The 26,150-nt window shown below is 60.8% G+C and carries 21 protein-coding genes; 14 read left to right on the top strand and 7 right to left on the bottom strand.

Annotated features, from left to right (window positions below):
* Positions 1-75 precede the first annotated feature (75 nt).
* On the bottom strand, positions 76-1,389 hold the full coding sequence (locus BLU71_RS23250) for an ATP-binding protein (protein WP_016770645.1): 1,314 nt from the start codon (positions 1,387-1,389) through the stop codon (positions 76-78).
* Between the two features lie 113 nt (positions 1,390-1,502).
* Positions 1,503-2,243, bottom strand: a complete 741-nt coding sequence (gene ompR, locus BLU71_RS23245; RefSeq protein WP_042608581.1) for a two-component system response regulator OmpR — start codon at positions 2,241-2,243, stop codon at positions 1,503-1,505.
* A 358-nt stretch (positions 2,244-2,601) separates the two neighbouring features.
* Here ompR and BLU71_RS23240 point away from each other — a divergent pair, with 358 nt between their 5' ends.
* The 7 genes from BLU71_RS23240 (at position 2,602) to tauD (ending at position 11,040) form a co-directional block, all read left to right on the top strand.
* Complete coding sequence (locus BLU71_RS23240; protein WP_064363403.1) at positions 2,602-4,926, top strand: Tex family protein; 2,325 nt, start codon at positions 2,602-2,604, stop codon at positions 4,924-4,926.
* Positions 4,926-5,309, top strand: a complete 384-nt coding sequence (locus tag BLU71_RS23235) for a PaaI family thioesterase (RefSeq protein WP_052512482.1) — start codon at positions 4,926-4,928, stop codon at positions 5,307-5,309. The genes BLU71_RS23240 and BLU71_RS23235 overlap by 1 nt, the downstream gene beginning before the upstream one ends.
* A gap of 270 nt (positions 5,310-5,579) precedes the next feature.
* The gene (gene gshA, locus BLU71_RS23230) at positions 5,580-7,163 is read left to right on the top strand and encodes a glutamate--cysteine ligase (protein ID WP_065615362.1); all 1,584 of its coding nucleotides are present in this window, start codon (positions 5,580-5,582) and stop codon (positions 7,161-7,163) included.
* Positions 7,164-7,437: 274 nt separating this feature from the next.
* Positions 7,438-8,415, top strand: a complete 978-nt coding sequence (gene tauA, locus BLU71_RS23225; RefSeq protein ID WP_064361594.1) for a taurine ABC transporter substrate-binding protein — start codon at positions 7,438-7,440, stop codon at positions 8,413-8,415.
* Positions 8,416-8,431: 16 nt separating this feature from the next.
* The gene (tauB, locus tag BLU71_RS23220; RefSeq protein ID WP_083353974.1) at positions 8,432-9,226 is read left to right on the top strand and encodes a taurine ABC transporter ATP-binding subunit; all 795 of its coding nucleotides are present in this window, start codon (positions 8,432-8,434) and stop codon (positions 9,224-9,226) included.
* Positions 9,223-10,056 (top strand): taurine ABC transporter permease TauC, encoded by an 834-nt coding sequence (tauC, locus tag BLU71_RS23215; RefSeq protein WP_042608576.1) that lies wholly within the window; start codon positions 9,223-9,225, stop codon positions 10,054-10,056. Before tauB ends, tauC begins: the two co-directional genes overlap by 4 nt.
* 141 nt (positions 10,057-10,197) lie before the next feature.
* A complete protein-coding gene (gene tauD, locus BLU71_RS23210) occupies positions 10,198-11,040 on the top strand; it encodes a taurine dioxygenase (protein WP_083353973.1) in 843 nt (280 codons plus the stop codon).
* A 198-nt stretch (positions 11,041-11,238) separates the two neighbouring features.
* Here tauD and mgrA read toward each other — a convergent pair whose 3' ends face one another.
* The 3 genes from mgrA to BLU71_RS23195 form a co-directional block, all read right to left on the bottom strand.
* On the bottom strand, positions 11,239-12,276 hold the full coding sequence (mgrA, locus tag BLU71_RS23205; protein WP_083353972.1) for an L-glyceraldehyde 3-phosphate reductase: 1,038 nt from the start codon (positions 12,274-12,276) through the stop codon (positions 11,239-11,241).
* A gap of 72 nt (positions 12,277-12,348) precedes the next feature.
* Positions 12,349-13,668: an LLM class flavin-dependent oxidoreductase gene (locus BLU71_RS23200; protein ID WP_083353971.1), complete on the bottom strand. Its 1,320-nt coding sequence runs from the start codon at positions 13,666-13,668 to the stop codon at positions 12,349-12,351.
* A gap of 1 nt (position 13,669) precedes the next feature.
* Positions 13,670-15,895 (bottom strand): TonB-dependent receptor, encoded by a 2,226-nt coding sequence (locus BLU71_RS23195; protein ID WP_083353970.1) that lies wholly within the window; start codon positions 15,893-15,895, stop codon positions 13,670-13,672.
* Positions 15,896-16,096: 201 nt separating this feature from the next.
* On the opposite strand from BLU71_RS23195, the gene BLU71_RS23190 reads away from it, so the two are divergent.
* Positions 16,097-17,134 (top strand): LacI family DNA-binding transcriptional regulator, encoded by a 1,038-nt coding sequence (locus BLU71_RS23190; RefSeq protein ID WP_064361599.1) that lies wholly within the window; start codon positions 16,097-16,099, stop codon positions 17,132-17,134.
* A 189-nt stretch (positions 17,135-17,323) separates the two neighbouring features.
* Positions 17,324-17,584, top strand: a complete 261-nt coding sequence (locus BLU71_RS23185) for a hypothetical protein (protein WP_064361662.1) — start codon at positions 17,324-17,326, stop codon at positions 17,582-17,584.
* Positions 17,585-17,608: 24 nt separating this feature from the next.
* On the opposite strand, the gene betT is transcribed toward BLU71_RS23185, so the two are convergent.
* Together betT and epsC are read right to left on the bottom strand one after the other, a co-directional pair.
* Positions 17,609-19,570: a choline transporter BetT gene (gene betT / locus BLU71_RS23180; protein WP_160768576.1), complete on the bottom strand. Its 1,962-nt coding sequence runs from the start codon at positions 19,568-19,570 to the stop codon at positions 17,609-17,611.
* Positions 19,571-20,174: 604 nt separating this feature from the next.
* Positions 20,175-21,101, bottom strand: a complete 927-nt coding sequence (epsC, locus tag BLU71_RS23175) for a serine O-acetyltransferase EpsC (protein WP_065615356.1) — start codon at positions 21,099-21,101, stop codon at positions 20,175-20,177.
* A 191-nt stretch (positions 21,102-21,292) separates the two neighbouring features.
* Between epsC and BLU71_RS23170 the strand changes: the two genes are divergently transcribed.
* From BLU71_RS23170 to BLU71_RS23150, 5 genes are all read left to right on the top strand, one after another.
* A complete protein-coding gene (locus BLU71_RS23170; RefSeq protein WP_064361600.1) occupies positions 21,293-22,285 on the top strand; it encodes a D-cysteine desulfhydrase in 993 nt (330 codons plus the stop codon).
* Between the two features lie 283 nt (positions 22,286-22,568).
* Positions 22,569-23,369: a cystine ABC transporter substrate-binding protein gene (gene tcyJ, locus BLU71_RS23165; RefSeq protein ID WP_064361601.1), complete on the top strand. Its 801-nt coding sequence runs from the start codon at positions 22,569-22,571 to the stop codon at positions 23,367-23,369.
* Positions 23,369-24,034, top strand: a complete 666-nt coding sequence (gene tcyL / locus BLU71_RS23160; protein WP_042608566.1) for a cystine ABC transporter permease — start codon at positions 23,369-23,371, stop codon at positions 24,032-24,034. Before tcyJ ends, tcyL begins: the two co-directional genes overlap by 1 nt.
* A 4-nt stretch (positions 24,035-24,038) precedes the next feature.
* A complete protein-coding gene (gene tcyN / locus BLU71_RS23155) occupies positions 24,039-24,788 on the top strand; it encodes an L-cystine ABC transporter ATP-binding protein TcyN (protein WP_042608565.1) in 750 nt (249 codons plus the stop codon).
* 460 nt (positions 24,789-25,248) lie between these two features.
* Positions 25,249-26,013, top strand: coding sequence for a hypothetical protein (locus BLU71_RS23150; RefSeq protein ID WP_065615355.1), 765 nt, complete (start codon positions 25,249-25,251; stop codon positions 26,011-26,013).
* Positions 26,014-26,150: the final 137 nt, after the last annotated feature.

Raw genomic sequence — 26,150 nt, 5'->3', positions numbered from 1 at the left:
TCGATGCATGACGTCAGACACTTCGGTCGGCCCCCTCTCCCTCTGGGAGAGGGCTGGGGGTGAGGGGCTTTTGATCTACACAGCATCCCGGGGCAACATCAATCCCAGCGGCAATCTCACCCGCGCCTCAAGCCCACCTCCGGACCGGTTGCGCAATTCGACATTGCCGCCATGCATCGCCGCAATCCTTTTCACGATCGCCAGTCCCAGCCCGGTACCTTTGCCACCGCGAGCCCGATCGCCTCGGGTAAACGGGTTGAAGATCGCCTCAAGTTCCGACGGATCGATCCCCGCACCACGGTCCATTACGCTCAGCACCACATACGGCGCGCTGGTATCTCCCGACACATAAGCCGCGACCTCAACACCCGTACCGGCATGGTTCAAGGCGTTGCCGATCAGGTTGTTGAGCAGGCGTTTCATCGATACTCGACGTAGCGGAAATGGCTGGATCGGTTCCAGGCGCAAACGCACTTTTTCTTCGTTCTGGTTATAGGGCGCGGCGACTTCGCGCACCAGATCGCTGAGGTCGACTTCTTCCACCGATTCGTCGCGACCGTCGCGAATGAACGCGAGGAACTGGTCGAGAATCGCGTCCATGTCCTCGATGTCGCGGACCATGTCGTCGGTGAGGTCGGTGTGGTCGCCCATCAATTCCAGCGACAGGCGCAAGCGTGTCAGCGGCGTGCGCAAGTCATGGGAAACCCCCGCCAGCATCAGCTCACGTTCGCGCCCGGCCTGTTCGACGTCTTCGGCCATCTGGTTGAACGCGCGGTAGACCTCGGTCATTTCGCTGGGCGTATCGCTGATCGGCAGGCGTACGCTGCGGCCCTGGCCAAGTTGCCGCGCGGCATAGACGAGTCGCTTCAACGGCTGGTTGAGCTGGCTGACGAAAATCCATGCCGATGCAGTGGACAAGAGGCCGATGGCAAGGAACCAGCCGAGCACGTTCCAGATTTTCTGACCGCGCAGCGGATGTGGATACAACGGTACTTTCAGCCAGCCATCGCCCAGGCTCGGCGCGCGAACCCACAACGCCGGCGGCGAATGCATGCGCAAACGCACTTCGGTGTCGGCACCCAGTTCCGCCTGCATCTGCCGCTGATAGATTTCACTGTACGGCCAGTGCTGTTCGCCTTCCGGCACACCGGCACCGACCACACGAATCAGGGTCGCGGCATCGGCAATTTTTGCGCGGTTTTCTTCATCGGCGGCCCAATAGGCGCGCAGCGTCAGAGCGACACCGTGACTGTATTGGCGATCCACCAGCACGTCCTCGTTCATCAACAGATAAACCAGGGTCAGCGCCTTGGAAAACAGCACGACGATAAGCACCAGCCAAAGGGTGCGAGAGAAAAAGCTTTGGGGGAACCAGACGGGGGTTTTCATCTTTAACCGCTACACACTTGCAGGAGCGAGCAATGCTCGCATATTGCGGATTGCGAGTCTGTGGCAATGGCCGTGCGACCAATACCGGCAGACCCGCTCCTACAAATCACCGATCACTTGGTGGCGGTGCCATCCGGTACGAACACGTAGCCCACGCCCCAGACGGTCTGGATATAGCGCGGTTTCGACGCATCGGGTTCGATCATCCGGCGCAGACGCGAGATCTGCACGTCGATGGAACGCTCCAGTGCATCCCATTCCCGGCCACGGGCGAGGTTCATCAGTTTGTCGCGGGTCAGCGGCTGACGCGCGTTCATCACCAGCGCCTTGAGCACAGCGAACTCACCGGTGGTGAGCATGTGCACTTCATCGCCCCGCTTGAGTTCGCGGGTGGCCAGCGACAACACGTAATCACCGAAGGTGACGTTTTCGTCTTCACTGCCCGGCGCGCCCGGTACCGGTGCGGCCTGACGGCGCAATACGGCTTTGACCCGCGCCATCAGCTCGTCCGGGTTGAACGGCTTGGCCAGGTAATCGTCGGCGCCCAGTTCGAGGCCCTTGATACGGCTCAGCTCATCGCCCTTGGCGGTGAGCATGATGATCGGAATCTGGTTGTTCGCGCCACGCAGGCGGCGGCACGCGGTCAGGCCGTCTTCGCCCGGCAGCATCAGGTCGAGGACGACCAGATTGAACACTTCACGCGCCAGCAGACGATCCATCTGCTCGGTGTTCGGAACGGTACGGGCACGGTAGCCCTTGCTGACGAAGAAACGCTCCAGCAGGCTGCTCAGCCCCGGATCGTCATCAACGATAAGAATTTTTTCGCCTTCAGCCGTTTGTGCAGTGCTGCTCATTGGATGCTCCTTTTAGCTCGGCGCGCATTATGGCGTAGCTGCCGTTATACGCACCGTGTGCATTGTTAGCAGATTTTTCCTTCACTGCCAGAAAACCGGGGTTTATGCCTACAGCCTGCAACGCCCCCGAATGACAGAACGCTGGTTATAATGCGCGGCGTTTTGCGCCAGGCAACGTCTGAATCGTTACCGTAAGTGGCCGGTATTTTTTCCGGCCCTGTGCAGCAACTGTTCGATTTCACGGGTCAATGGACAGCCTCTTGATCCAGGCAGCGGCCATTTTCCAGCCGCTCAATCAGCCTCCAGGCCTTTATCAGCGTGCCTGTGAGCCTGCTTTCACACTATGTCAGGTGGTTTTATGGACAGCATCAACAGCCGCATCGCCGAGGAACTCGGCGTACGCCCACAACAGGTCGAAGCGGCCGTCGCGCTACTCGATGAAGGTTCTACCGTTCCCTTCATCGCCCGTTACCGAAAAGAAGTGACCGGCAGCCTCGATGACACCCAGTTGCGTCATCTGGAAGAGCGCCTGCGCTACCTGCGAGAACTCGACGAACGGCGCATCAGCATCCTCGCCAGCATCGAAGAGCAAGGCAAACTCACCCCGGCCCTTGAGCGTGACATCAAGCTCGCCGACACCAAGACGCGCCTCGAAGACCTGTACCTGCCGTACAAGCAGAAGCGCCGCACCAAAGGCCAGATCGCCCTCGAAGCCGGCCTCGGCGAACTGGCCGACGGTCTGTTCAACGACCCGAACCTGGCGCCGGAAACCGAAGCCGCGCGCTTCGTCGACGCCGAAAAAGGCGTGGCCGACGTCAAGGCTGCGCTGGAAGGCGCCAAGTACATCCTCATGGAGCGTTTCGCCGAAGACGCCGCCCTGCTGGAAAAACTGCGTAATTTCCTCAAGCAGGAAGCGATCCTCAGTGCCCGCGTCATCGCTGGCAAGGAAGAGGAAGGCGCCAAGTTCCGTGATTACTTCGAACACGACGAGCCGCTGAAAAGCATGCCGTCGCACCGCGCCCTGGCGATTTTCCGCGGTCGCAACGAAGGCATTCTCAGCTCCGCGCTGAAGGTCGGCGATGAGCTGCCCGGCACCATGCACCCGTGCGAAGGCATGATCGCCCAGCAGTTCGGCATTCAGAACCAGAACCGCCCGGCGGACAAATGGCTGAGCGAAGTGGTGCGCTGGACCTGGAAGGTCAAACTGTACACCCACCTGGAAACCGACCTGCTCGGTGAGTTGCGCGACGGCGCCGAAACCGAAGCGATCAACGTTTTCGCGCACAACCTGCACGACCTGCTGCTGGCCGCTCCGGCCGGCCCGCGCGCCACCCTGGGCCTCGACCCGGGTCTGCGCACCGGCTGCAAGGTTGCCGTAGTCGACTCCACCGGCAAGCTGCTCGATCACGCCACGGTTTACCCACACGTGCCCCACAACAAATGGGATCAGACCATCGCCATTCTTGCCGCTCTGTGCGCCAAGCACTCGGTGGACCTGATCGCCATCGGCAACGGCACCGCCAGCCGTGAGACCGACAAGCTGGCGATCGAGCTGATCAAAAAATATCCAGCGATGAAGATGACCAAGGTCATGGTGTCCGAAGCCGGCGCCTCGGTGTACTCCGCATCAGAACTGGCGGCCAAGGAATTCCCGGACCTCGACGTGTCGATCCGTGGTGCCGTGTCGATCGCCCGTCGTCTGCAGGATCCGCTCGCCGAGCTGGTGAAAATCGACCCGAAATCCATCGGTGTCGGCCAGTACCAGCACGATGTCTCGCAGCTGAAACTGGCGCGCGGTCTTGACGCGGTGGTCGAGGACTGCGTGAACGCCGTGGGCGTGGATGTGAACACCGCCTCCGTGGCACTGCTGGCGCGGATCTCCGGCCTCAATGCAACGCTGGCGCAGAACATCGTTGCTCACCGTGACGAACACGGCGCATTCAAGACCCGTGCGGCGCTGAAGAAAGTGGCGCGACTGGGCGAAAAAACCTTCGAACAGGCCGCCGGTTTCTTGCGCGTGATGAACGGCGATAACCCGCTGGACTCCTCGGCGGTGCACCCGGAAGCCTATCCGCTGGTGCAGCGCATTGCTGCTGAAACCGACCGCGACATCCGCTCGCTGATCGGCGATGCCGCGTTCCTCAAGCGTCTGGACCCGAAGAAATTCACCGACGAAACCTTCGGTCTGCCGACCGTTACCGACATCCTGCAAGAACTGGAAAAACCCGGTCGCGATCCGCGGCCGGAGTTCAAGACCGCCGAGTTCCAGGAAGGCGTAGAAGACCTCAAGGACCTGCAACTGGGGATGATCCTCGAAGGCGTGGTAACCAACGTTACCGCGTTCGGTGCATTCGTCGACATCGGCGTGCATCAGGACGGTCTGGTGCACATCTCGGCGCTGTCGGAGAAGTTCATCAAGGACCCACGCGAAGCGGTCAAGGCCGGTGACGTGGTGAAAGTGAAAGTCATGGAAGTCGATATCCCGCGCAAACGCGTCGGCCTGTCGATGCGCATGAGCGACACCCCGGGCGAAAAAATCGACGGCGCCCGTGGCTCGCGTCCGGGCTCGGCACCGCGCCAGTCCTCCGGCAACGCGCCGCGCAAGGAAACCGCGACCGCCGCGCCGGTGAACAACGCGATGGCCTCGCTGTTCGCCAACGCCAAGCAGTTGAAGAAACGCTGATGGAAATGCCGGCCGGGCTCGTCGAGAGCGCGTTTTTCAAGCTGTTGGGCTGCCGCCTGCACAGCCTCGAAACCGGGGTCGCACAAGTCGCCCTGGCGCTTGAGCCCGAGCTGCGCAATCGCGGCGGCAAGCTGCACGGCGGCGCCCTGTTCAGTCTGGTCGACATTGCCATGGGCCTGGCTTGTTCCAGCAGCCATGGCTTTGATCAGCAGAGCGCAACCATCGAGTGCAAGATCAACTACATCCGCGCCGTTTCCGACGGCGAGGTGCTGTGCACGGCCCGGGTGATCCACCCGGGCCGGCGCACGCTGGTGGTAGAAGCCGAGGTGATGCAAGGCGACAAGCTGGTCGCAAAAGCGCAAGGCACCTTCGCTGTCCTGTAGATGTTGCTCATCATTTTGAGTTAATTTCGGCGCAACGAATCCTGTGGGAGCGAGCCTGCTCGCGAAGACGGTGTGTCAGTCGACGGTGATATTGACTGCAAAACCCTCTTCGCGAGCAGGCTCGCTCCCACAGGGATTGTGCAGTTCTTGACTGACCGGCAAATGGCCTGCCGCTACAAAACCAGGCGATCACGCCAGTTTCAACTTCACCCTTGTAGACCGTCCTGCCCACCCCCATATTGGGGCGACTGACGCGTGAAGGAATCCAAATTGAGCGAACTTCTCAACCGCCGCCTGGCTCTGCTCGGCGAGCGCGCCAACCTCTCTCTGCTCAAGCAGTGCCTGCACGGTATCGAACGTGAATGCCTGCGTGTGACCAGTGAAGGTCGCCTGGCGCAAACGCCGCACCCCGAAGCCCTGGGTTCCGCGCTGACCAACGAACAGATCACCACCGACTACTCCGAGTCGCTGCTGGAATTCATCACGCCTGCCCTGCCGGATCCTGCCGACACGCTGGCGAGCCTGGACAAGATTCACCGCTTTGCCTACAGCAAGCTCGGCAACGAGTACCTGTGGAGTCCATCGATGCCGTGCCCGTTGCCGGCCGAGGAAGACATCCCGATCGCCTATTACGGCACCTCCAACATCGGTCAGCTCAAGTACGTCTATCGCAAGGGCCTGGCCCTGCGCTACGGCAAGACCATGCAGTGCATCGCCGGGATTCACTACAACTTTTCCCTGCCGGAACAGCTCTGGCCATTGCTGCGCGAGGCCGAAGGCTTCGTCGGCACTGATCGCGATTTCCAGTCGGTGTCCTATATCGCCCTGATCCGCAACTTCCGCCGCTACAGCTGGCTGCTGATGTACCTGTTCGGTGCCTCGCCGGCACTGGATGCCGGTTTCCTGCGCGGGCGTTCGCATCAACTCGAACAGCTTGATCCGGACACGCTGTATCTGCCGTACGCGACCAGCCTGCGCATGAGCGATCTCGGTTATCAGAGCAACGCCCAGGCCGGCCTGACGCCCTGCTACAACGATCTGGCCAGTTACACCGACAGCCTGCGCGAAGCGGTGGCCACGCCTTACGCGCCGTACGTTGAAGTCGGCACGCACAAGGATGGCGAGTGGGTGCAGCTCAACACCAACATCCTGCAGATCGAAAACGAGTACTACTCCAACATTCGCCCGAAACGCGTGACCTACACCGGCGAACGGCCGATCCAGGCGCTGATGGCGCGCGGCATTCAATACGTCGAAGTGCGCTGCCTGGACATCAACCCGTTCCTGCCGATGGGCATCGACCTCACCGAATCACGCTTCATCGACGCCTTCCTGCTGTACTGCGCGCTGAACGACAGCCCGCTGCTGACCAACACTTCGTGTGGCAACGCCACCTCGAACTTCCTCAGCGTGGTCAAGGAAGGCCGCCGTCCGGGCCTGCAATTGCAACGTGACGGTCAGCCGGTCGAGATGAAGCAATGGGCGGCCGAGCTGCTCGAGCAGATTGCTCCACTGGCGGCGATGCTCGATCAGAGCGTCGGCGGCGATGCCCACAGCAAGGCGCTGGATGCCCAACTGGCCAAGGTCAACGATCCGTCCCTGACGCCATCGGCGCAGGTGCTGGCCGCCATGGCCGAGCACAAGGAAAGCTTCGCGCAGTTCTCCCTGCGCCAGAGCCAGGTCCATGCCGAGTTCTTCCGTCGCGAACCGCTGGCGGCTGACGAGCAAGCGAAGTTTGAAGAACTGGCCCGGGCGTCGCTGGCGCAGCAGACCGAGCTTGAGCAGAACGAAGTCGGCGATTTCGATGTGTTTGTCGGCGCGTATCAGGCGAGCATCCTCGCCATCAGTAACTGATCAAATTTCTCTGTGGCGAGGGAGCTTGCTCCCGCTCGGCTGCGCAGCAGTCGCAAATTATCCAACGCGGCGCATCAGCTGAAATGCGTTAACGGATTTGGGAGTCCTTCGGCCTCCAGCGGGAGCAAGCTCCCTCGCCACAAGTGCCAACCGCCCGCTGTGCTTAGATTTTTCCGCTCATAAGCTCATTCGAAAAAGTTATTTATTTCTAGATTCTTAGATCATTTAGTCTCCGTTCACGCCGACATTCGGTCGCCTGATCTGGAGCTCCCAATTGAAACTGAATTTCCCGCTTCGCCTGCTCGCCGTGGCCTCTCTGGCTGCTGCAAGCTTCCTGGCCCAGGCGGCCGATCTCACCGTTGCCTACCAGACCACCGTCGACCCGGCGAAAGTCGCTCAGGCCGACGGTGCCTACGAGAAAGCCACAAAGGCCGACATCAGCTGGCGCAAGTTCGATAACGGCGCCGACATCATCGCCGCCATCGCGTCCGGGGATGTGCAGATCGGCTACCTCGGTTCGAGCCCGTTGACCGCCGCGATCACCCGCAAAGTGCCGGTGGAAACCTTCCTGATTGCCACGCAGATCGGCGCCGCTGAAGCGCTGGTCGCGCGCGACGGCTCCGGCATCAAAACGCCGCAGGATCTGATCGGCAAGAAAATCGCCGTGCCGTTCGTGTCCACCGGGCATTACAGCCTGCTCGCCGCGCTCAAGCACTGGAACATCGATCCGTCGAAAGTCACCGTGCTCAACCTCGCGCCGCCGGCGATTATCGCCGCGTGGAAACGCGGCGACATCGACGCCACTTACGTTTGGGATCCGGCACTGGGCGTGGCCAAGGAAAACGGCAAAGTGCTGATCACCTCCGGCGAGCTGGCCAAGTTCGGCGCGCCGACATTCGATGCGTGGATCGTGCGCAAGGACTTCGCCGAGAAGCATCCGGACATCGTCACCGCGTTTGCCAAGGTCACCCTCGACGCCTACGCCGACTACCGCAAGGATCCGAAAGCGTGGCTGGCGAATCAGTCCAACGTCGACAAATTGGTGAAACTGTCCGGCGCCAAGGCCAGCGACATTCCGTTGCTGCTGCAGGGCAACGTCTACCCGCTGGCGGCGGATCAGGTCAGTGACCTCGGCGCGCCGACCACCAAAGCCATCACCGACACCGCCGCGTTCCTCAAGGAGCAGGGCAAGGTCGAAGCCGTGCTGCCGGATTACGCGCCGTACGTCAGCGCCAAATACATCACCAACTGAACCGGAGATCACAGCGATGGCCTTGCTACAGCTGGAGCGCATCAGCGCACAGTACCCGGGCAGCCCGGAGCCGGTGCTGGCGGATATTTCTCTGACCCTGGGGCCGCAGCAATTGCTGGTCGCCCTTGGCCCGTCCGGCAGTGGCAAGACTTCACTGTTGAACCTGATTGCCGGTTTCGTCGAACCAAGTGCCGGGCGCATCACCCTTGACGGCGTGCCGGTCAAAGGCCCGAGCGCCGAGCGCGGCGTGGTGTTCCAGGACGACGCCTTGCTGCCCTGGCAGGACGTGCTCGCCAACGTTGCCTTCGGCCTCGAACTGGCCGGTGTCGGCAGGGACAAACGCGAGCAGCGCGCTCGGGAAATGCTCGCACTGGTCGATCTCGCCGGTTTCGAAGACCGGCGCATCTGGCAATTGTCCGGGGGCCAGAAACAACGCGTCGGCCTCGCCCGCGCCCTCGCCGCCGACCCGCGCGTGCTGCTGATGGACGAACCCTTCGGCGCGCTTGATGCATTTACTCGCGAGCAAATGCAGGAGCTGTTGCTGCAAGTCTGGCAGCGCACTGCCAAACCGGTTTTCCTGATTACCCACGACATTGAAGAAGCGGTGTTCCTCGCCACAGACCTGATTCTGCTGGCACCGAATCCAGGGCAGATCGTTGAGCGTCTGCAGCTGGATTTCGGTCAGCGTTACGCCGCTGGCGAGTCGGCCCGCGCGATCAAATCCGATCCGCGATTTATCGAAACCCGCGAACACGTGTTGAGCAAAGTCTTCTCGCAACGCAACGCCGTACCCCGGCAGGAGCGCGCATGAGCAGTTACGACGTTTCCGCTGCGGCGGTGAAAACCCCTTCGGTGAGCATCCCGGTACGCCGTAGCCTCAGCACGCGCTGGATCAGCCTGCTGACCCTGTTCGGCCTGTTGGCGATCTGGTGGGCGGTGACTGCTACCGGCCTGATCGAACCGCTGTTCCTGCCGCCACCTTCTGCCGTGTTGCAAAAGGGCTGGCTGCTGGCGACTTCCGGATACATGGATTCGACGTTGTGGCAGCACTTGGGCGCCAGCCTGAGCCGCATTGGTCTGGGCCTGGGTTTTGCCATCCTGACCGCCGTGCCGGTGGGCATTGCCATCGGCGCCAACCGCATCGCCCGTGGCGTGCTCGACCCGCTGATCGAGTTCTATCGCCCTATCCCGCCGCTGGCCTATCTGCCGCTGATCGTGATCTGGTGCGGCATCGGCGAGTTGTCGAAAGTGCTGCTGATCTACCTGGCGATTTTCGCGCCGATTGCCATTGCCACAGCGACCGGTGTGCGCACGGTCGACCCGGCAAAACTGCGCGCGGCGCAGTCGTTGGGCGCGACGCGCGCGCAGCTGATTCGCCATGTGATTCTGCCCAGCGCCTTGCCGGACATTCTCACTGGCGTGCGCATTGGTCTGGGGGTTGGCTGGTCGACCCTGGTCGCCGCTGAGCTGATCGCGGCCACCAGTGGCCTGGGTTTCATGGTGCAATCGGCCGCGCAATTTCTGGTCACCGATGTGGTGGTGCTGGGGATTCTGGTCATCGCCCTGATCGCCTTCGCCATGGAGATGGGCCTGCGCGCCTTGCAGCGCAAACTGGTGCCGTGGCACGGCCAGGCGCACTGACAATTTTCAAATCAATCCCCTGTGTAGGAGCTGCCGAAGGCTGCGATCTTTTGATCTCGTTTTTAAAAAGATCAAGATCAAAAGATCGCAGCCTTCGGCAGCTCCTACATAGGGTGATGACCGCAATTGAAGAGAAAGACCATGAGCAGCCTGAACATCACCCCATTAAGCTCGTCCCTCGGCGCGCAGATCAGCGGCGTCGACATCAGCCAGCCGCTGAGCCTGGAACACCGCGACGCCATCGAACAGGCGTTGCTCAAATATCAGGTGCTGTTCTTCCGTAACCAGCCGATCGAGCCGGCGCAGCAGGCACGTTTCGCGCATTATTTCGGCGACCTGCACATTCATCCGATCTACCCGAACGTGCCGGAGCAACCGGAAGTACTGATCCTCGATACCGCCGTCACCGACGTGCGCGACAACGCGATCTGGCACACCGACGTAACCTTCCTGCCGACGCCGGCAATGGGCGCCGTGCTCAGTGCCAAGTTGCTGCCGGAGTTTGGTGGCGATACCTTGTGGGCGAGCGGTATCGCCGCGTATGAAGCGTTGTCGGCACCGATGAAAACCCTGCTCGAAGGGCTGACGGCGACCCATGATTTCACCCGCTCGTTTCCACTGGAGCGCTACGGCAATACCCCGGAAGCGCTGGCGCAGTGGGAAGAGGCCCGGCGCAAGAATCCACCGCTGTCGCACCCGGTGATTCGCACGCACCCGGTGAGCGGACGGCGCTCGCTGTTCGTCAGTGAAGGGTTTACCTCGAAGATCAACGAACTCTCGGAAACCGAGAGCGAGGCGATCCTGAAGTTTCTGTTTGCCCATGCCACCCGGCCGGAATTCACCATTCGCTGGCGCTGGCAGAAAGACGACATCGCCTTCTGGGACAACCGCGTGACCCAGCATTACGCAGTAGACGACTACCGCCCGGCGCGACGGGTGATGCAGCGGGCGACGGTGTTGGGGGATGTGCCGTTTTTTCGCTGAGCCCTGAACAGCAAAAGCCCCTCACCCTAACCCTCTCCCGGAGGGAGAGGGGACTGATTGGGGGATGCTTTAGAGGTACGCCGACCTGATATTGCTTTGCTGAATCCATAATCGACTCGGTATTTCAGGTCGATGTATGGCGCAAGACAACTCGGTCGGCTCCCTCTCCCTCCGGGAGAGGGCTGGGGTGAGGGTCGCTTATTCTGCCGTCGAAGGCTTCTCCCAAAGATTGATCCCGCCCTCTTGGGCAAACCGGTCAATCTCCGCCAGCTCTTCAGCACTAAAACTCAAATTCTTCAACGCCCCAACGTTCTCGATAATCTGCTCCGGCCGGCTCGCACCAATCAGCGCAGAAGTCACCCGTGGGTCGCGCAGCGTCCACGCCAGCGCCAGTTGCGCCAGGCTCTGGCCGCGACGCTGGGCGATCTCGTTCAATGCGCGCACATGGGCGATGTTGGCCTCGGACAAATGCGACGCCTGCAACGAACCGCCGCCCGGACGATTGACCCGTGCATCGGCCGGCACGCCGTTGAGGTATTTGTCGGTGAGCAAGCCCTGCGCCAGCGGCGTGAAGGCGATGACGCCCGTGCCGAGCTCATCGGTGGTATCGAGCAGATCCTTTTCCACCCAGCGATTGAGCAGGTTGTACGCCGGTTGATGAATCAGCAGCGGCACTTTCCACTCTTTCAGCAACGCGGCCATCTCGCGGGTTTTCACTCCCGAATAGGACGAGATACCGATGTACAGCGCCTTGCCCTGCTGTACAGCCGTGGCGAGGGCGCTGGCGGTCTCTTCCAGCGGGGTATCCGGGTCGAAGCGGTGCGAGTAGAAGATATCCACATAGTCCAGACCGAGGCGTTGCAGACTCTGGTCGAGGCTGGCCAGCACGTATTTGCGCGAGCCACCGCCCTGGCCGTAAGGGCCGGGCCACATGTCCCAGCCGGCCTTGCTGGAGATGATCAGTTCGTCACGGTAATGCTTGAAGTCTTCGCGCAGCAGGCGCCCGAAATTGATCTCGGCGCTGCCGTACGGCGGGCCGTAGTTGTTGGCCAGATCGAAATGGTTGATGCCCAGATCGAACGCCGTGCGCAGCAAGGCGCGCTGGGTGTCGATCGGTGTGCTGTCGCCAAAGTTGTGCCACAGGCCCAGTGACAGTGCCGGCAGCACCAGACCGCTGCGGCCGACGCGGCGGTAGGGGATGGAGTCGTAGCGGTTTTCGGCAGCGGTGTAGGTCATCGAATCCTCTCTTGTCTGTCTTGAAATGGGTGTCGATTGCTCGTGTGGGAGCGAGCCTGCTCGCGAAGGCTGTTACGCAAATCTATTGCCGGGTCGAGTCAGGCCCAGATTCTGCCGCAACGTGCGGCCTTCATATTCAGTTCTGAACAAGCCACGCCTTTGCAGTTCCGGCACCACGCCTTTGGCGAAATCTTCGAGCCCGCCCGGCAGGTGCGGTACCAGCACGTTGAAGCCGTCCGCCGCGCCTTGCTCGAACCACTCCTGCAGGCGATCGGCAATCTGTGCCGGCGTACCGACCAGGCTGTAATGCCCGCGCCCGCCGGCGATCCTGCGACCGAGTCCGGCAAGGGTCAGGTTCTCCCGACCCGCCAGTTCGGTCAGCAGTTTCTGTCGACTCTGCTGACCGCTGTCAGTCAGCGGCAACTCTGGCAATGGCCCGTCCAGCGGGTACTTCGATAAATCGAAGTTGCCCAGCATACGCCCAAGCAGCGCAACGCCCACCTCGGGTTCGACCAATTGCTGAAACGTTTCACATTTCTCCTGCGCTTCAGCCTCACTGGCACCGACCACCACAAAAACGCCAGGCATGATTTTCAGCGAATCGGCACTGCGTCCGAACCTGGGCAAGCGTCCCTTGATATCGGCGTAAAACGCCTGAGCGGCGGCCAGCGAAGTCTGTGCGGTGAACACCACTTCAGCGGTTTGCGCGGCCAGCTCACGCCCGGCATCGGAAGATCCGGCCTGGACAATTACCGGCTGCCCCTGTGGCGAGCGCGCGACATTCAGCGGGCCTTTGACCCGGAAATGCTCACCCACATGATCGAGCACATGCAGCTTCTGCGGGTCGTAATAGGCGCCGCTGGCCTTGTCGCGGTGGAAGGCATCGTCCTCCCAACTGTCCCAGAGCCCGGTAACCACTTGATGAAATTCGCGGGCGCGGCTGTAGCGTTCGGCATGGCCGATGTGTGCGTCGCGGCCGAAATTCAGCGCCTCGGCGGCGTTGTCCGAAGTCACCAGATTCCATCCGGCACGTCCGCCCGACAAATGATCGAGCGAGGCGAACTTGCGCGCCACGTGGTACGGCTCGTTGTAACTGGTGGTGGCCGTGGCGATCAGGCCGATGTGCTCGGTCACCGCGCTCAGTGCCGAGAGCAACGTCAGCGGCTCGAAGTGATCGGAGCGCGCCATGCGGCTGGCGATGTCCTGGGTCGGTGCGGCGACGCTGTCGGCGACAAACAGCGCATCGAACTTCGCCGCTTCGGCGGTTTGCGCCAGACGTTTGTAATGGGCGAAATCAAGCCCCGCATCCGCCGGCACATCCGGGTGCCGCCACGCTGCCACGTGGTGCCCGGTGGCCATGAGAAACGCACCGAGTTTCATCTGTCGGCTCATCTCAGAAATCCTTGCGCAGTTGCACGCCAAAGTAGCGTTCGTCATCGCGCGGCACGGCGCGATAGATGTAGCTGCCGCCACTGGCCAGCAACGGCGAATAGGACTTGTCAGCGAGGTTCTTGCCGAGCAGGGCGACGCGCCAGCCATTGCTGTAATCGGCCAGGGCGAGACTGGCGTTCCACAGCCCATAGGCGCCCTGTTTGGTATCGGGGTTCTGGCTGATGTCGTACTGCACTTCGCTCTGCCAGCTGTAATCGGTGCCCAATTCAATATCGAGGCCATTGTCCAGGGGGATTGTGTAGTCGGCGCGCACGTAGCTTTTCCAGTCCGGGCTGAACGGCAGTGGTTTGCCGTTGACGTTGCACGACGCCGCCGCGCCGGCCGGGCAAGCGAATTCGTCGATGCGTGCGCGGGTGTAGGCCAGGGCGCCGGAGAACTTCAGTTGCTGGCTGGCTTGCAGGGCGTAATCGAGTTCGACGCCTTCGCTGGTGACGCTGCCGGCGTTGATCAGACGCGTCACCACCTGCCCGGCGACGGTGTCGAAAAAGTTCGCCTGATAGTTGTCGTACTCGCTGTGGAAGATCGCCAGGTTGGTGGTCAGGCGATTGTTCCAGGAGGTGGCTTTGATCCCCGCCTCCCAAGTGTTTGAAGTCTCCGGTTTCAGTGCTTCGGTATCGCGCGGTTGCATGTTGAAGAACACGTTGTAGGCCGGGCCTTTGTAACCGCGCGAATAGGTCAGGTAAGTGGTGACGGTATCGCTCAGGTCGTACTGCAAGCCGAGGCGACCGGACCAGCCGTCTTCGTCCACCGAGCCTGAACTGCTCGTCGCGGGTTGAATGCCGCTGACCGTGGTGGCCGAGGTTGAAACGCGTCGGTGATCGTATTCGAGATCATCGTGGGTATAGCGCAGGCCGGCGATGCCACGAAAGTCCGAAGTGAAGTTCAGCGTGCTCTCGCCAAACACCGCGTAGCTGTCGCTGGTGGTGCTGTAATCGGCGACGCCACGGTCGGTGCGAGTGGGGGTGGTCAGGGTGCGCCGGTAGGTCTCGTCGTCCTTGCCGTGCAGGTAGAACAGGCCGCCGACGTACTCGAAAAACTCGCCTTTCGGTGAGGCCAGACGCAACTCTTGCGAGTATTGGTCGAAGGCCAGATCGCCCTTGTCTGCGGTGCCGGGAAACGCGGCGGTGACGGTGCCGAGGCGATCGCCATCCTGATACTGGGTGTTGTCCCAGCCACGCCACGCCGTGATCGACGTCAGCGTGTAATCACCCAGTTGCCAGTCGAGCTGGCCGGACAGGCCTTTGTTGATGTCTTCGATGTGAGAGCGGGTATCGGTGTTGATATCGCGGTTGTGGCTGGTGGCATTCACCGGGCTCAGCGCGTTGGCGAAGGCCGGCGTCAGCGCTTGACTGACAACACCATTGGGCGCGTCGTCGTGGGACTGCATGTAGTCAGCGATCAGGGTGAAAGTGACGTCGTCGTTCGGGGTGAATTCGAGTTTGCCGCGCACGCCGCGATGGTTGTAGCCGTTCACTTCATGGCCGTTGTGCTGATTGTCGACGTTGCCGTCGTATGTGCCGAACAAGGTGCTGATCGAGCCCTTCAGCGTATCCGGAATGAGGCTGCCGCCGAGGCCGAAACGGGTGCGGCTTTCGTTGCCGCTGTAGTACGACTGATCGATGTAGCCGTGGGTCTCGGCGGTCGGTGCTTTGCTGGTGATGTTGAGTACACCGGCCGAGGCATTCTTGCCGAACAGCGTGCCTTGCGGGCCGCGCAGCACCTCCACGCGCTCAAGATCGAGCAGATCCAGCGTGGCCTGACCGGGCCGCGCATACACCACGCCATCGATCACCGTCGCCACGGTCGGCTCGACCCCGGGCGAGGTGGAAATGGTGCCGACGCCGCGCACGAATAACGAGGTGTCCTTGTTCGAGGCGCCGGTGCGGAAGTTCAACGAAGGCACTTGCTGAACGATGCTCGCCACGCCGTTGCGGTTGTCGCGTTCGAGCTGTTCACCGTCGAGCACCGAAACTGCCACCGGTACTTTCTGCAGCGACTCTTCCCGGCGAGTCGCGGTCACCGTGACGGATTTCAGCGTCGGTTCCTGATCGCTGCTGTCAGCGGCAAACGCGGTGGGCAGCGGCAGCGCCGCCAGCCCGGTGAAAATCCAGCCCGCCGCGCGAATCGACTGCGTCAGTGTGTGTGTTGCCCCAGGAAAATTGCGCATAGGTATCCGCTCGAAAATGGCCCTGAACCACTGCCGTTCTGCGACGACAGCGCCTGAATCTGTCTTGGGCATTCGCTCGAGCGAGTAGCAGACAACGCGCTTTGTTAGCGCTAACATCGCCAGTATTGGCACCTCGGCATAGAGCGTCCAATACTGAAAAATTACTTTTATATGCGATTTGGTTTTTAGAAGGATCGAGCCTTGAGCGACGAGAAAACGCGCAAACGCCGAGGCGCCGGCCGAGTCACGCTGAATGCCGTGGCGCGTGCGGCCGGGGTGTCGGCGATTACCGTCTCGCGGTATTTCAATCAGCCCGAACAGGTTTCGCCTGAGCGTCGCGAGCGCATTGCGGCAGTGGTCGCCGAGTTGGGCTATGTGCCGAATCTGGTGGCGGGTGGCTTGGCCTCGGCGCGCGGGAAAATTGTCGGCATGGTCATTCCGAACATCTCCGGGCCGATCTTTGCCAACACGATCCAAGGCTTCAGCGACACCCTCAGTCGACACGGTTATCAGCTGTTGCTGGCTTCGAGCTATTTCGATATCGAGCAGGAAGAAAATGCCGTGCGCGCATTTCTCGGCTGGTCGCCGGCAGCGCTGGTGCTGACCAGCCACTTCCACAGCGCAGGCACCGAGAAGATGCTCGCCGAGGCGGATATCCCGGTCATCGAAACCTGGGATTACCAGCCGGAACGCGGGCCGATGCAGATTGGCTTTTCGCATTTCGAAGTGGGCGTGACGGCGGCAAGGCATCTGCTGGAAAAAGGCTACCAACGCATCGCCTTCGTGCAAAACAGCGCGCCGGGGGACTTCAGTGCCTTGGAGCGCCGCGATGGTTATGCCGCCACTCTGCGAGGCGCAGGGAGGGAGCCATGGTTCTTCGCCCCGGACGCCGACCGCGCACCGTTCGACGCCGGCAAGCAAGCGATGGAAGCCTTGATGAACGCCTCACCACGCCCCGACGCGATCATCTTCGCCAACGACAACCTCGCCGCCGGCGGCCTGCTCGCCGGGCAACGCGCCGGTTTGAAAATTCCCGAAGACTGCGCCGTTCTCGGCTTCGGTGATTACCCGTTCGCCGAGATGCTGTTGCCCAGCCTGAGCACGATCAAACCACCGGCACTGGAGATCGGTGTACTCGCCGCGACACGCGTGCTGGAAAGCCTTGGCGTGTTGCCGAGCGACGAAGTGCAGCGGCTGAATCTGCTGGAGTGCCAAGTGATCGAGCGCGAAAGCATCTGATGAATATGGCGGGGGCTGGATTGGCTATGCTCTAGAGGAGAACCTGGTGGCCCTATCGCGAGCAGGCTCACTCCTACAGGGAATGGGGTTGGCCACAGGATTTGTGGGCAGCCGCGACCCACTGTAGGAGTGAGCCTGCTCGCGAAGGCGGCCGATCAGGCAACACCCATCCACCAGGCCAAACCTGCCATGCACACCGCTATCATCATCTTCTTCGGCCTGGTCCTGCTCGCGCTGATGCTTTACATCGGCGAGCACATCGGCTTCAGCCGCCACACGCTGGCCTACGCTTTCGCAGCGCTGTGGCTGGCGTTGACGCTGATCAACGGGGCGGTCGGCGTGGTGCATGCGGGGCAGCCGTTGGGGACGGAGATTGCGATTGGCAGTGCGGTGTTCGGCGTGCCGGTGGCGGCGATGGTGTTGTTCATGGTGCTGAGCGCCGAGGCGTGAAACGTCCCGGCGCTCAGTGGCCATTCAACGCACCAGGTGGAGGAACTGCATGTGCCGTTCGTATTGGTCGAGGATGTCGTTGATGATCTGCTCTTTGGTGTAGCCGACCAGATCGTAGTCCTGACTGCCCTCACTCAAGTGCACTTCGGCGCGGTAGTAGCGGCGATTGTTGAGTTGCTTGGAGCCCATGCCGCCACGCGCGAACGATGGCGTGAAGTAGCCGCGCATCTGCACCTGATAGATGAACGGATGCTGTTCGCCATGGCCGATCTCCAGGCTGACGTTGTCATGCGCCGGATCCGGCTGAGTGACTACGTGCAGACCTTTTTCGACAAACACGGCGGTCACTTCCTCGATCGCCGGACGTACCGTGCTTTCCATGAAGCGATACACCTCGTCGCGGGACGGGAAGTGCACGGCCTGACTCAGGCGCTGTCGCCAGCCGCCGGTGCCGCGCCGCGAACCGGAGACCGGCGCCAGCGAATGCAGCTGCGCGATCTGCTTCTGCGATTCCAGATAGAACGCCTTGTGCAGACCCCACATCATCAGCAGCAGGATCAGCGAGAACGGCAACGAAGTCAGCACCACCGCTGACTTCAGCGCATCGATGCTGCCGGAGAACAGCAGCGCACTGGTGATCAGCGCGGTCATCGCGCCCCAGAACACCCGCAGCCATTTCGGCCCGTCTTCATCCGGGTTGCCGCCCTTGGCCGACAGCGTCGAGAGCACCACGGTGCCGGAGTCCGCCGAGGTGACGAAGAACACAAAGCTGATGAACACCGTCACGGCGATAACGGTTTTGCTCCACGGGTAGGTTTCCAGCAGCAGGTAAATGCTCATCGACGGATTGTCGATGGCCGACATGCCGAGCGCACTCATGCCGTGATTGAGCACTTGGTCCAAGGCGCTGTTGCCGAAGATCGACATCCACGCCAGGGTGAAACCGAGCGGGATCAGCAGCACGCCGAAAACGAATTCGCGGATGGTGCGGCCACGAGAAATCCGCGCAATGAACAGGCCCACGAACGGCGACCATGCGATCCACCAGGCCCAGTAGAAAACGGTCCAGCCACCCAGCCAGTCGCTCGGTTTGTCGTAGGCGTAGAGGTCGAAACTTTTCATCGGCAAGGCGCCGAGGTAGTCGCCGACGTTCTGGATCAGCGTGTTGAGCAGGTGCTGAGTCGGCCCGGCAAACAATACGAACAGCAGCAGTCCGCAGGCCAGCAGCATGTTGATATCCGACATCACCCGCACGCCTTTGTCGACGCCAGAGACCGCAACGATGATCGCTGCGCCCATCATCAGCGTGATCAGGCCTACCTGAATCCACTGGGTGTGGGCGATGCCGAACAAGTAGTCCAGACCGGAATTCAGATGCAGCACGCCGAAGCCCATGTCGGCACCCAGACCGAACACCGTGGCGATGATGCCGAAGCCGTCCACTGCATAGCCGATCGGGCCGTTGATGCGCTTGCCGATCAGCGGGTACAGCGCCGAACGCAGGGCGAGCGGCAGGTTGTGGCGATAAGCGAAATACGCCAGCGCCATGCCGACAAAAGCGAACACGCCCCAGCCATGCAGGCCCCAGTGCAGGAACAGAATCTGCATCGCCTGGCGCGCCGCATCGGCGGTACCGGCCTCGCCCTGCGGCGGCTGGAGCATGTGCGTCAGTGGTTCGGAGACGCAGAAGAAGAACAGGGTGATGCTGATCCCGGCGGCGAACAGCATGCCGGCCCACGACAGATAACTGAATTCGGGCTCGTCGTGGTCGGCACCGAGTTTTATCTTGCCGTAGCCGGATAAGGCGGTGACCACCACGAAGACCAGATACAGAGTCATCGCGAGCATGTAGTACCAGCCGACCGTGTTGGCCGCCCAGTTTTGCGCTTCCAGTAACCAGGCGCCGGCCTGTTCAGGTATGGCGATGACGACAAGGCCAAACAGCAGAATCACCGTCGCGGCGAAGTAGAACACCGGCGGATTCATGCGCACCAGACCGCTGGCGGGGGTAGACGATGCACTCATGAAACGTGCACCTCGATGGGTTGAAACGTGGCTGAAATGATCGGACTCAGCAAAGGCAAGCCTCCTGTTGTGAGCGGGCAGCGAACCACCGGTTTAACTTGAATGAACGTTCAAGTTAAACATGAATGGGGTGGTAAGGACTAATCGCCGGGCTGGGCGGTAGGTTTCCTACAGCGCCCGAGGAGGTGTATGACGCGGGTTTTGTGAGATTCGTTCACTGCGCCAAGCAAGAATCAAAAGCCCCTCACCCTAACCCTCTCCCAGAGGGAGAGGGGGCTGATTGGGGGATGTTCAGAATGTGCGCCAACCTGAGGAAACCGTGCCGAATCCATAATCGACCCGGTATTTCAGGTCGATGTATGACGCAAGACTACCTCGGTCACCCCCTCTCCCTCAGGGAGAGGGGACTGATTGGGAGATGTTCAGAATGTGCGCCAACCTGAGGAAACCGTGCCGAATCCATAATCGACCCGGTATTTCAGGTCGATGTATGACGCATAACACCTCGGTCGGCCCCCTCTCCCTCCGGGAGAGGGCTGGGGTTAGGGGAAAAGGATTCCACGGCCTACTTCTGCGTCCCGTCATCATGCTGCAGATTCGCCTGGGTCAGATTCGCCCCCGCCGGTACGCTGCGTGTCAGCCACACGTTGCCGCCGATGGTCGATCCCTTGCCGATAGTGATTCGCCCGAGAATCGTCGCCCCGGCGTAAATCACCACATCGTCTTCCACGATCGGGTGGCGCGGATGGCCCTTCTGCAACTGGCCGTCCTCATCCGCGGGGAAGCGCTTGGCACCCAGGGTCACCGCCTGATAAATGCGCACTCGCTCGCCGATGATCGCGGTTTCGCCAATCACCACACCGGTGCCGTGATCAATGAAGAAACTGCGACCGATCTGCGCGCCCGGGTGAATGTCGATGCCCGTCGCCGAGTGGGCAATTTCCGCGCTGATCCGCGCCAGCAGCGGCAGCCCGGCACGATACAGGTGGTGCGCCAGACGATGGTGAATCACCGCGAGAATGCCCGGATAGCACAGCAGCACTTCATCAACGCTGCGTGCCGCCGGATCGCCGTGGTACGCCGCCAGCACGTCGGTGTCGAGCAGCGCGCGCAGACCCGGCAAGGCCAAGGCAAAATCCTGCACGATCCGAATGGCCCGGGCCTCGACTTCACTGTCGTCCTGCGCGCTGTGGCGAGCGACGTAACGCAACTCCAGGCGTGTCTGCGCCAGCAAGGCATTCAGTGCTACATCAAGGGTGTGCCCGACGTAGAAATCTTCACTTTCCTCACGCAGGTCCACCGGACCCAGACGCATCGGAAACAACGCGCCGCACAGCGCCTCGAGGATTTCCGCCATCGCCGCCCGCGACGGCAACTCGCGCCCACCCTGCTCTCCGGATGCCCGGCCGTTCTGGGCACGCCACTGATCCCGCGCGCTGCGCAGCTGGCTGACGATGGTCTGCAATTGCCAATGGCTGGAACGCTCGCTCACGGTGAAGTCTCCTCACGGGGCGGCCGGACTGTCTGGCCGCGTCAACGGCGCCTACTTTACGGCATGCCTTTGCCGACGAATTAAGAACCGATAGTGCTGGCTTAAGTCCTTTTGGCTATAAGCGATTCACGGTTGCCCGGGCAAAAGCGCGTGCCTATAGTCCATTCATTCTTCTGCGCCAGTACGGACCCATGATCAAACCACAGCTGCAACGCTTTCCCCGTCTTGAACTGCTGAGCCATCCCACACCCTTGGAAAAACTCGAACGCCTGTCGAGCTGGCTTGGCCGCGAGGTGTACATCAAGCGTGATGACCTGACGCCGCTGGCGATGGGCGGCAACAAACTGCGCAAACTTGAATACCTCGGCGCCGATGCGCTGGCACAGGGCGCCGACACGCTGATTACCGCAGGCGCGCTGCAATCGAACCACGTGCGCCAGACCGCTGCACTGGCGGCGAAACTCGGCCTGGGCTGCGTGGCGCTGCTGGAGAACCCGCTGGGCACTGACGACAGCAATTACACCGGCAACGGCAATCGTCTGCTGCTGGATCTGTTCGACACCAGGGTCGAACTGGTCGACAACCTCGACAATGCTGACGAACAACTGGCCGCCCTCGCCGCGCGCCTGCGCAGCAACGGCAAGAAGCCGTATCTGGTACCGATTGGCGGGTCCAATGCGCTCGGTGCCCTGGGTTACGTGCGTGCCGGACTGGAACTGGCTGAGCAGATCAGGGACAGCGGCATCGAATTCGCCGCAGTGGTACTGGCCTCCGGCAGTGCCGGAACTCACAGTGGTCTCGGACTGGCGCTGAGTGAGGCGCTGCCGCAATTGCCAGTGATTGGTGTGACGGTTTCGCGCAGTGAAGAAGATCAGCGGCCGAAGGTCCAGGGTCTGGCTGAACGCACCGCTGAGCTGCTGGGCATCGAGTTGCCGACCAGCTTCAAGGTCGAGCTGTGGGACGAGTATTTCGGCCCGCGTTACGGCGAACCCAATGCCGGGACTTTGGCGGCGGTGAAACTGTTGGCCGCTCAGGAGGGTCTGTTGCTTGACCCCGTGTACACCGGCAAGGCCATGGCCGGCCTGTTAGACGGGATCGGCCGGCAGCGCTTCGATGACGGCCCGATCATCTTCCTGCACACCGGTGGCGCGCCGGCGTTGTTTGCCTACAAGGATTTTCTGTAAGAGCAGATCAAAAGATCGCAGCCTGCGGCAGCTCCTGCATGGGATCACCCGCAGGAGCTGCCGCAGGCTGCGATCGATTAAAAAGGCATAGATATTCCTTAAATGAATAACAGTTTCCATATTAAGTATTTTCAAGTCTAAAACAGACATCTTATAGTCTCGCCGCAGGCGAATTTCGGGCGAGACGCTTAAGCTGCTTTAAGGCAGGATAGCGCTGTCGTCCAAATCACCCATTTGCCTACATTCCTTAAGCGTCTTCCATAAGAAAACACAGGGGCTTGTCATGAATTTTTCCGCACTACGTCGCACTCTGCTGGTCGGTTCGCTGGGTCTGGCGCTGGGCGCCGGCCTGATCGGTCAGGCAGTGGCCGGTGAGCAGTTGCAACAGATCAAGGACAAAGGCGTTCTCAGCGTCGGCCTGGAAGGTACTTATCCGCCGTTCAGCTTCGTCGACGAGAACGGCAAGCTGTCCGGTTTCGAAGTCGAGCTCTCCGAAGCGCTGGCGCAAAAACTCGGCGTCAAGGCCAAGATCCAGCCGACCAAATGGGACGGCATCCTCGCTGCACTGGAATCCAAGCGTCTGGATCTGGTAGTCAATCAGGTAACCATCTCGGACGAGCGCAAGAAAAAGTATGACTTCTCCGAACCCTACACTGTCTCCGGCATTCAGGCCCTCGTGCTGAAAAGCAAAGAGTCGGCGCTGAATATCAAGACCGCCGCTGACCTGTCCGGCAAGAAAGTCGGTGTCGGCCTAGGCACCAACTACGAGCAGTGGGTTCGCGCCAACGTGCCGGGTGCTGACGTGCGCACCTACGACGATGATCCGACCAAGTTCGCCGACCTCAACAACGGTCGTACCGATGCCATCCTGATCGACCGTCTGGCTGCACTCGAATACGCCAAGAAAGCCCCGAAAACCGTGGCTGCCGGTGAGGCCTTCTCCCGTCAGGAATCCGGTATCGCCCTGCGCAAAGGCGAGCCTGAACTGCTGGCTGCGGTGAACAAGGCGCTGGACGAACTGCGTGCCGACGGCACCCTTGAGAAACTGTCGAAGAAATACTTCAACGCAGACGTCACTAAATAATGGAAGAGGCTTTCCAACTCGCGCTGGATTCCGCGCCCTTCCTGTTGAAGGGCGCGTACTACACGGTAGTTCTCAGCCTCGGCGGGATGTTCTTCGGTCTGCTGCTGGGCTTCGGCCTGGCACTGATGCGCCTGTCGCGCTTCAAATCGGTCAGTTGGCTGGCCCGCATCTACGTGTCGTTCTTCCGCGGCACGCCGTTGCTGGTGCAATTGTTCGTGATCTATTACGGCCTGCCGCAACTGGGCATGGAGCTTGATCCGCTGCCGGCGGCACTGATCGGCTTCTCGCTGAACATGGCCGCCTACGCCTGTGAAATCCTGCGTGCCGCGATCGGTTCGATCGAACGCGGTCAGTGGGAAGCTGCTGCGAGTATCGGCATGACCCGCGCGCAGACCTTGCGGCGGGCCATCCTGCCGCAAGCGATGCGCACGGCATTGCCGCCGCTGGGCAACAGCTTCATTTCGCTGGTCAAGGACACGGCACTGGCCGCCACCATCCAGGTGCCGGAACTGTTCCGTCAGGCGCAGCTGATTACCGCCCGGACCTTCGAAGTCTTCACCATGTATCTTGCCGCTGCGCTGATCTACTGGATTCTGGCCACAGTGCTTTCGCACTTCCAGAACAAGTTGGAAGAGCGGGTCAATCGGCATGACCAGGAGTCCTGACCCGATGATTGTCGTGGAAAAACTGACCAAGCAATTCAAGGGTCAGGTCGTGCTCAACGGCATCGACCTTGAGGTAAAGGAAGGCGAAGTCGTCGCGATCATCGGCCCCAGCGGCTCGGGGAAAACGACGTTCCTGCGCTGCCTGAATTTCCTCGAAGAACCCACCAGCGGCCGGATCAAGGTCGGCGATATCGAAATCGATACCGGCCGCCCGTTGAACCAGCAACAGAGTCTGGTGCGTAACCTGCGCCAGCACGTCGGTTTCGTGTTCCAGAACTTCAACCTGTTCCCCCATCGCACTGCCTTGGAAAACGTCATCGAAGGCCCGATCGTGGTCAAGAAGATGCCGCGCGACCAGGCCGTTGCGCTGGGCAAGAAGCTGCTGACCAAGGTTGGGCTCGCCGGCAAAGAGGATGCTTATCCGCGTCGTCTCTCCGGTGGCCAACAGCAGCGCGTGGCGATCGCCCGGGCGCTGGCAATGGAGCCGGAAGTCATCCTCTTCGACGAACCGACCTCAGCGCTCGATCCGGAACTGGTTGGCGAGGTGCTGGCAACCATTCGAGGACTTGCGGAAGAAAATCGCACCATGGTGATTGTCACCCATGAAATGGGATTCGCCCGTGACGTGGCCAATCGTGTGGTGTTTTTCGACAAGGGCGTAATTGTCGAGCAAGGTGAAGCGAAAGCACTGTTTGCCAACCCGAAAGAAGAACGCACCCAACAGTTTCTCAGCAAGTTTCTGAATCACGCCTGAGAACTTTCTCTGCAATAGCTCTTAACTTCCACGGATGGAAGTTAGCTTTTCTCTCCCGCACTTGTACCTTTCAGATATTTATTAACAGCGCACGCAAGATACATTGCGCAATGCATGCATTCATCCTTGAGTCATCGCATCCCTATACGTTTGCTCGAGCATAAACCCGCACAAAACGCAGCAGAATCGGCGTTTTTCTGTAGCTGCTTTCGCCACTCCGCCGAGGTACAGTGCCTCAATGGCGTAGGAGATTTCTGATTAACTTGTAATTCACGGATTAACTAACCCCGTCTATTGACACCCCTCTCCGCAGACTTTTATCTAGTCGGCAACCGGCGCCACTTAGTTCAAAAAAACCAAATCAATACTGAGCAAAATACTTGTCACTTTATTGCCAGTTGATTCGCGCCATTTGTTTCCAGAAACGGATTTCGCTGCAAGACTTCAAGGAGAGAAACCGATGACCCGCACTTCGCACACCCCCGAACTTGCAGCGCCAACGCTGGCATGCGCACAGACAACCGGCGTCAACCTGGCGACAGCCGCTCACCTGCTGGTCAATGTGCCGCCCTACCCTGGCATGGACGATGGCGACCTGATCGAGCTGTTCTGGAACAAGTGTTATGTCGCTTCCAAAGTCCTCAGCGCGGCCGATGTCGGCGCGCCCGTCAGCCTGCGGGTGCCGGAGAGTTTTATCGGCAACGGTACCGCCCGCATTCACTACCGCGTAATGCAGGTCGGCCAAGGCCCCGCCCTGTCCTCAGCGACCCGGGTGCAGGTCAAACTTGATTGCCCCGGTGGCCAGCCCACTGGGCAGTGCGACGACGAAAATCAGCAGCTGGCACCGGTGATCATCCCGGAAGCGATTCGCCGTCAGGGCGTAAACCCCAACCAGATCAAACGCGGCGTGCCGCTGACCATCGAACCCTATCTGAACATGGCTGAAGACGACGCCATCACCCTGCGCTGGGGCGATGTGCGCATGGATCTGACGCCGGTCACGGCGGCCGACGTCGGGCTGCCGATTCAGGTGTGGGTGCCACCGGCAGTCATCGTCGAAGCGGGCGAAGATCTGCGACTGGACGTGACCTATTGCATCCTCGACCGGGTCGGTAACAACTCGCGCTGGGCGCCGCCGCGCACATTGAAAATCGGCTGCGTGAATCCGTATGTGAAAGTCCCGTTGAACCCCGAATTCAAGGCCGCCGAATCGCGCACCAAGTGAGCCCTGGTCAGGATGGGAGGTAAGTTACCTCTCACCTGAAAATCGGCAACCCACGCTGACATCCCCCCTTCTATGCATATTCCTAAAAGTTAGTTTATTTAATTTTTATACGCGCTTAGGGTATATGAACCGGACCA

This window comes from Pseudomonas moraviensis, from assembly GCF_900105805.1.
Lineage (GTDB): Bacteria > Pseudomonadota > Gammaproteobacteria > Pseudomonadales > Pseudomonadaceae > Aquipseudomonas > Aquipseudomonas moraviensis_A.
This window is presented reverse-complemented; position numbering and strand designations above follow the sequence as displayed.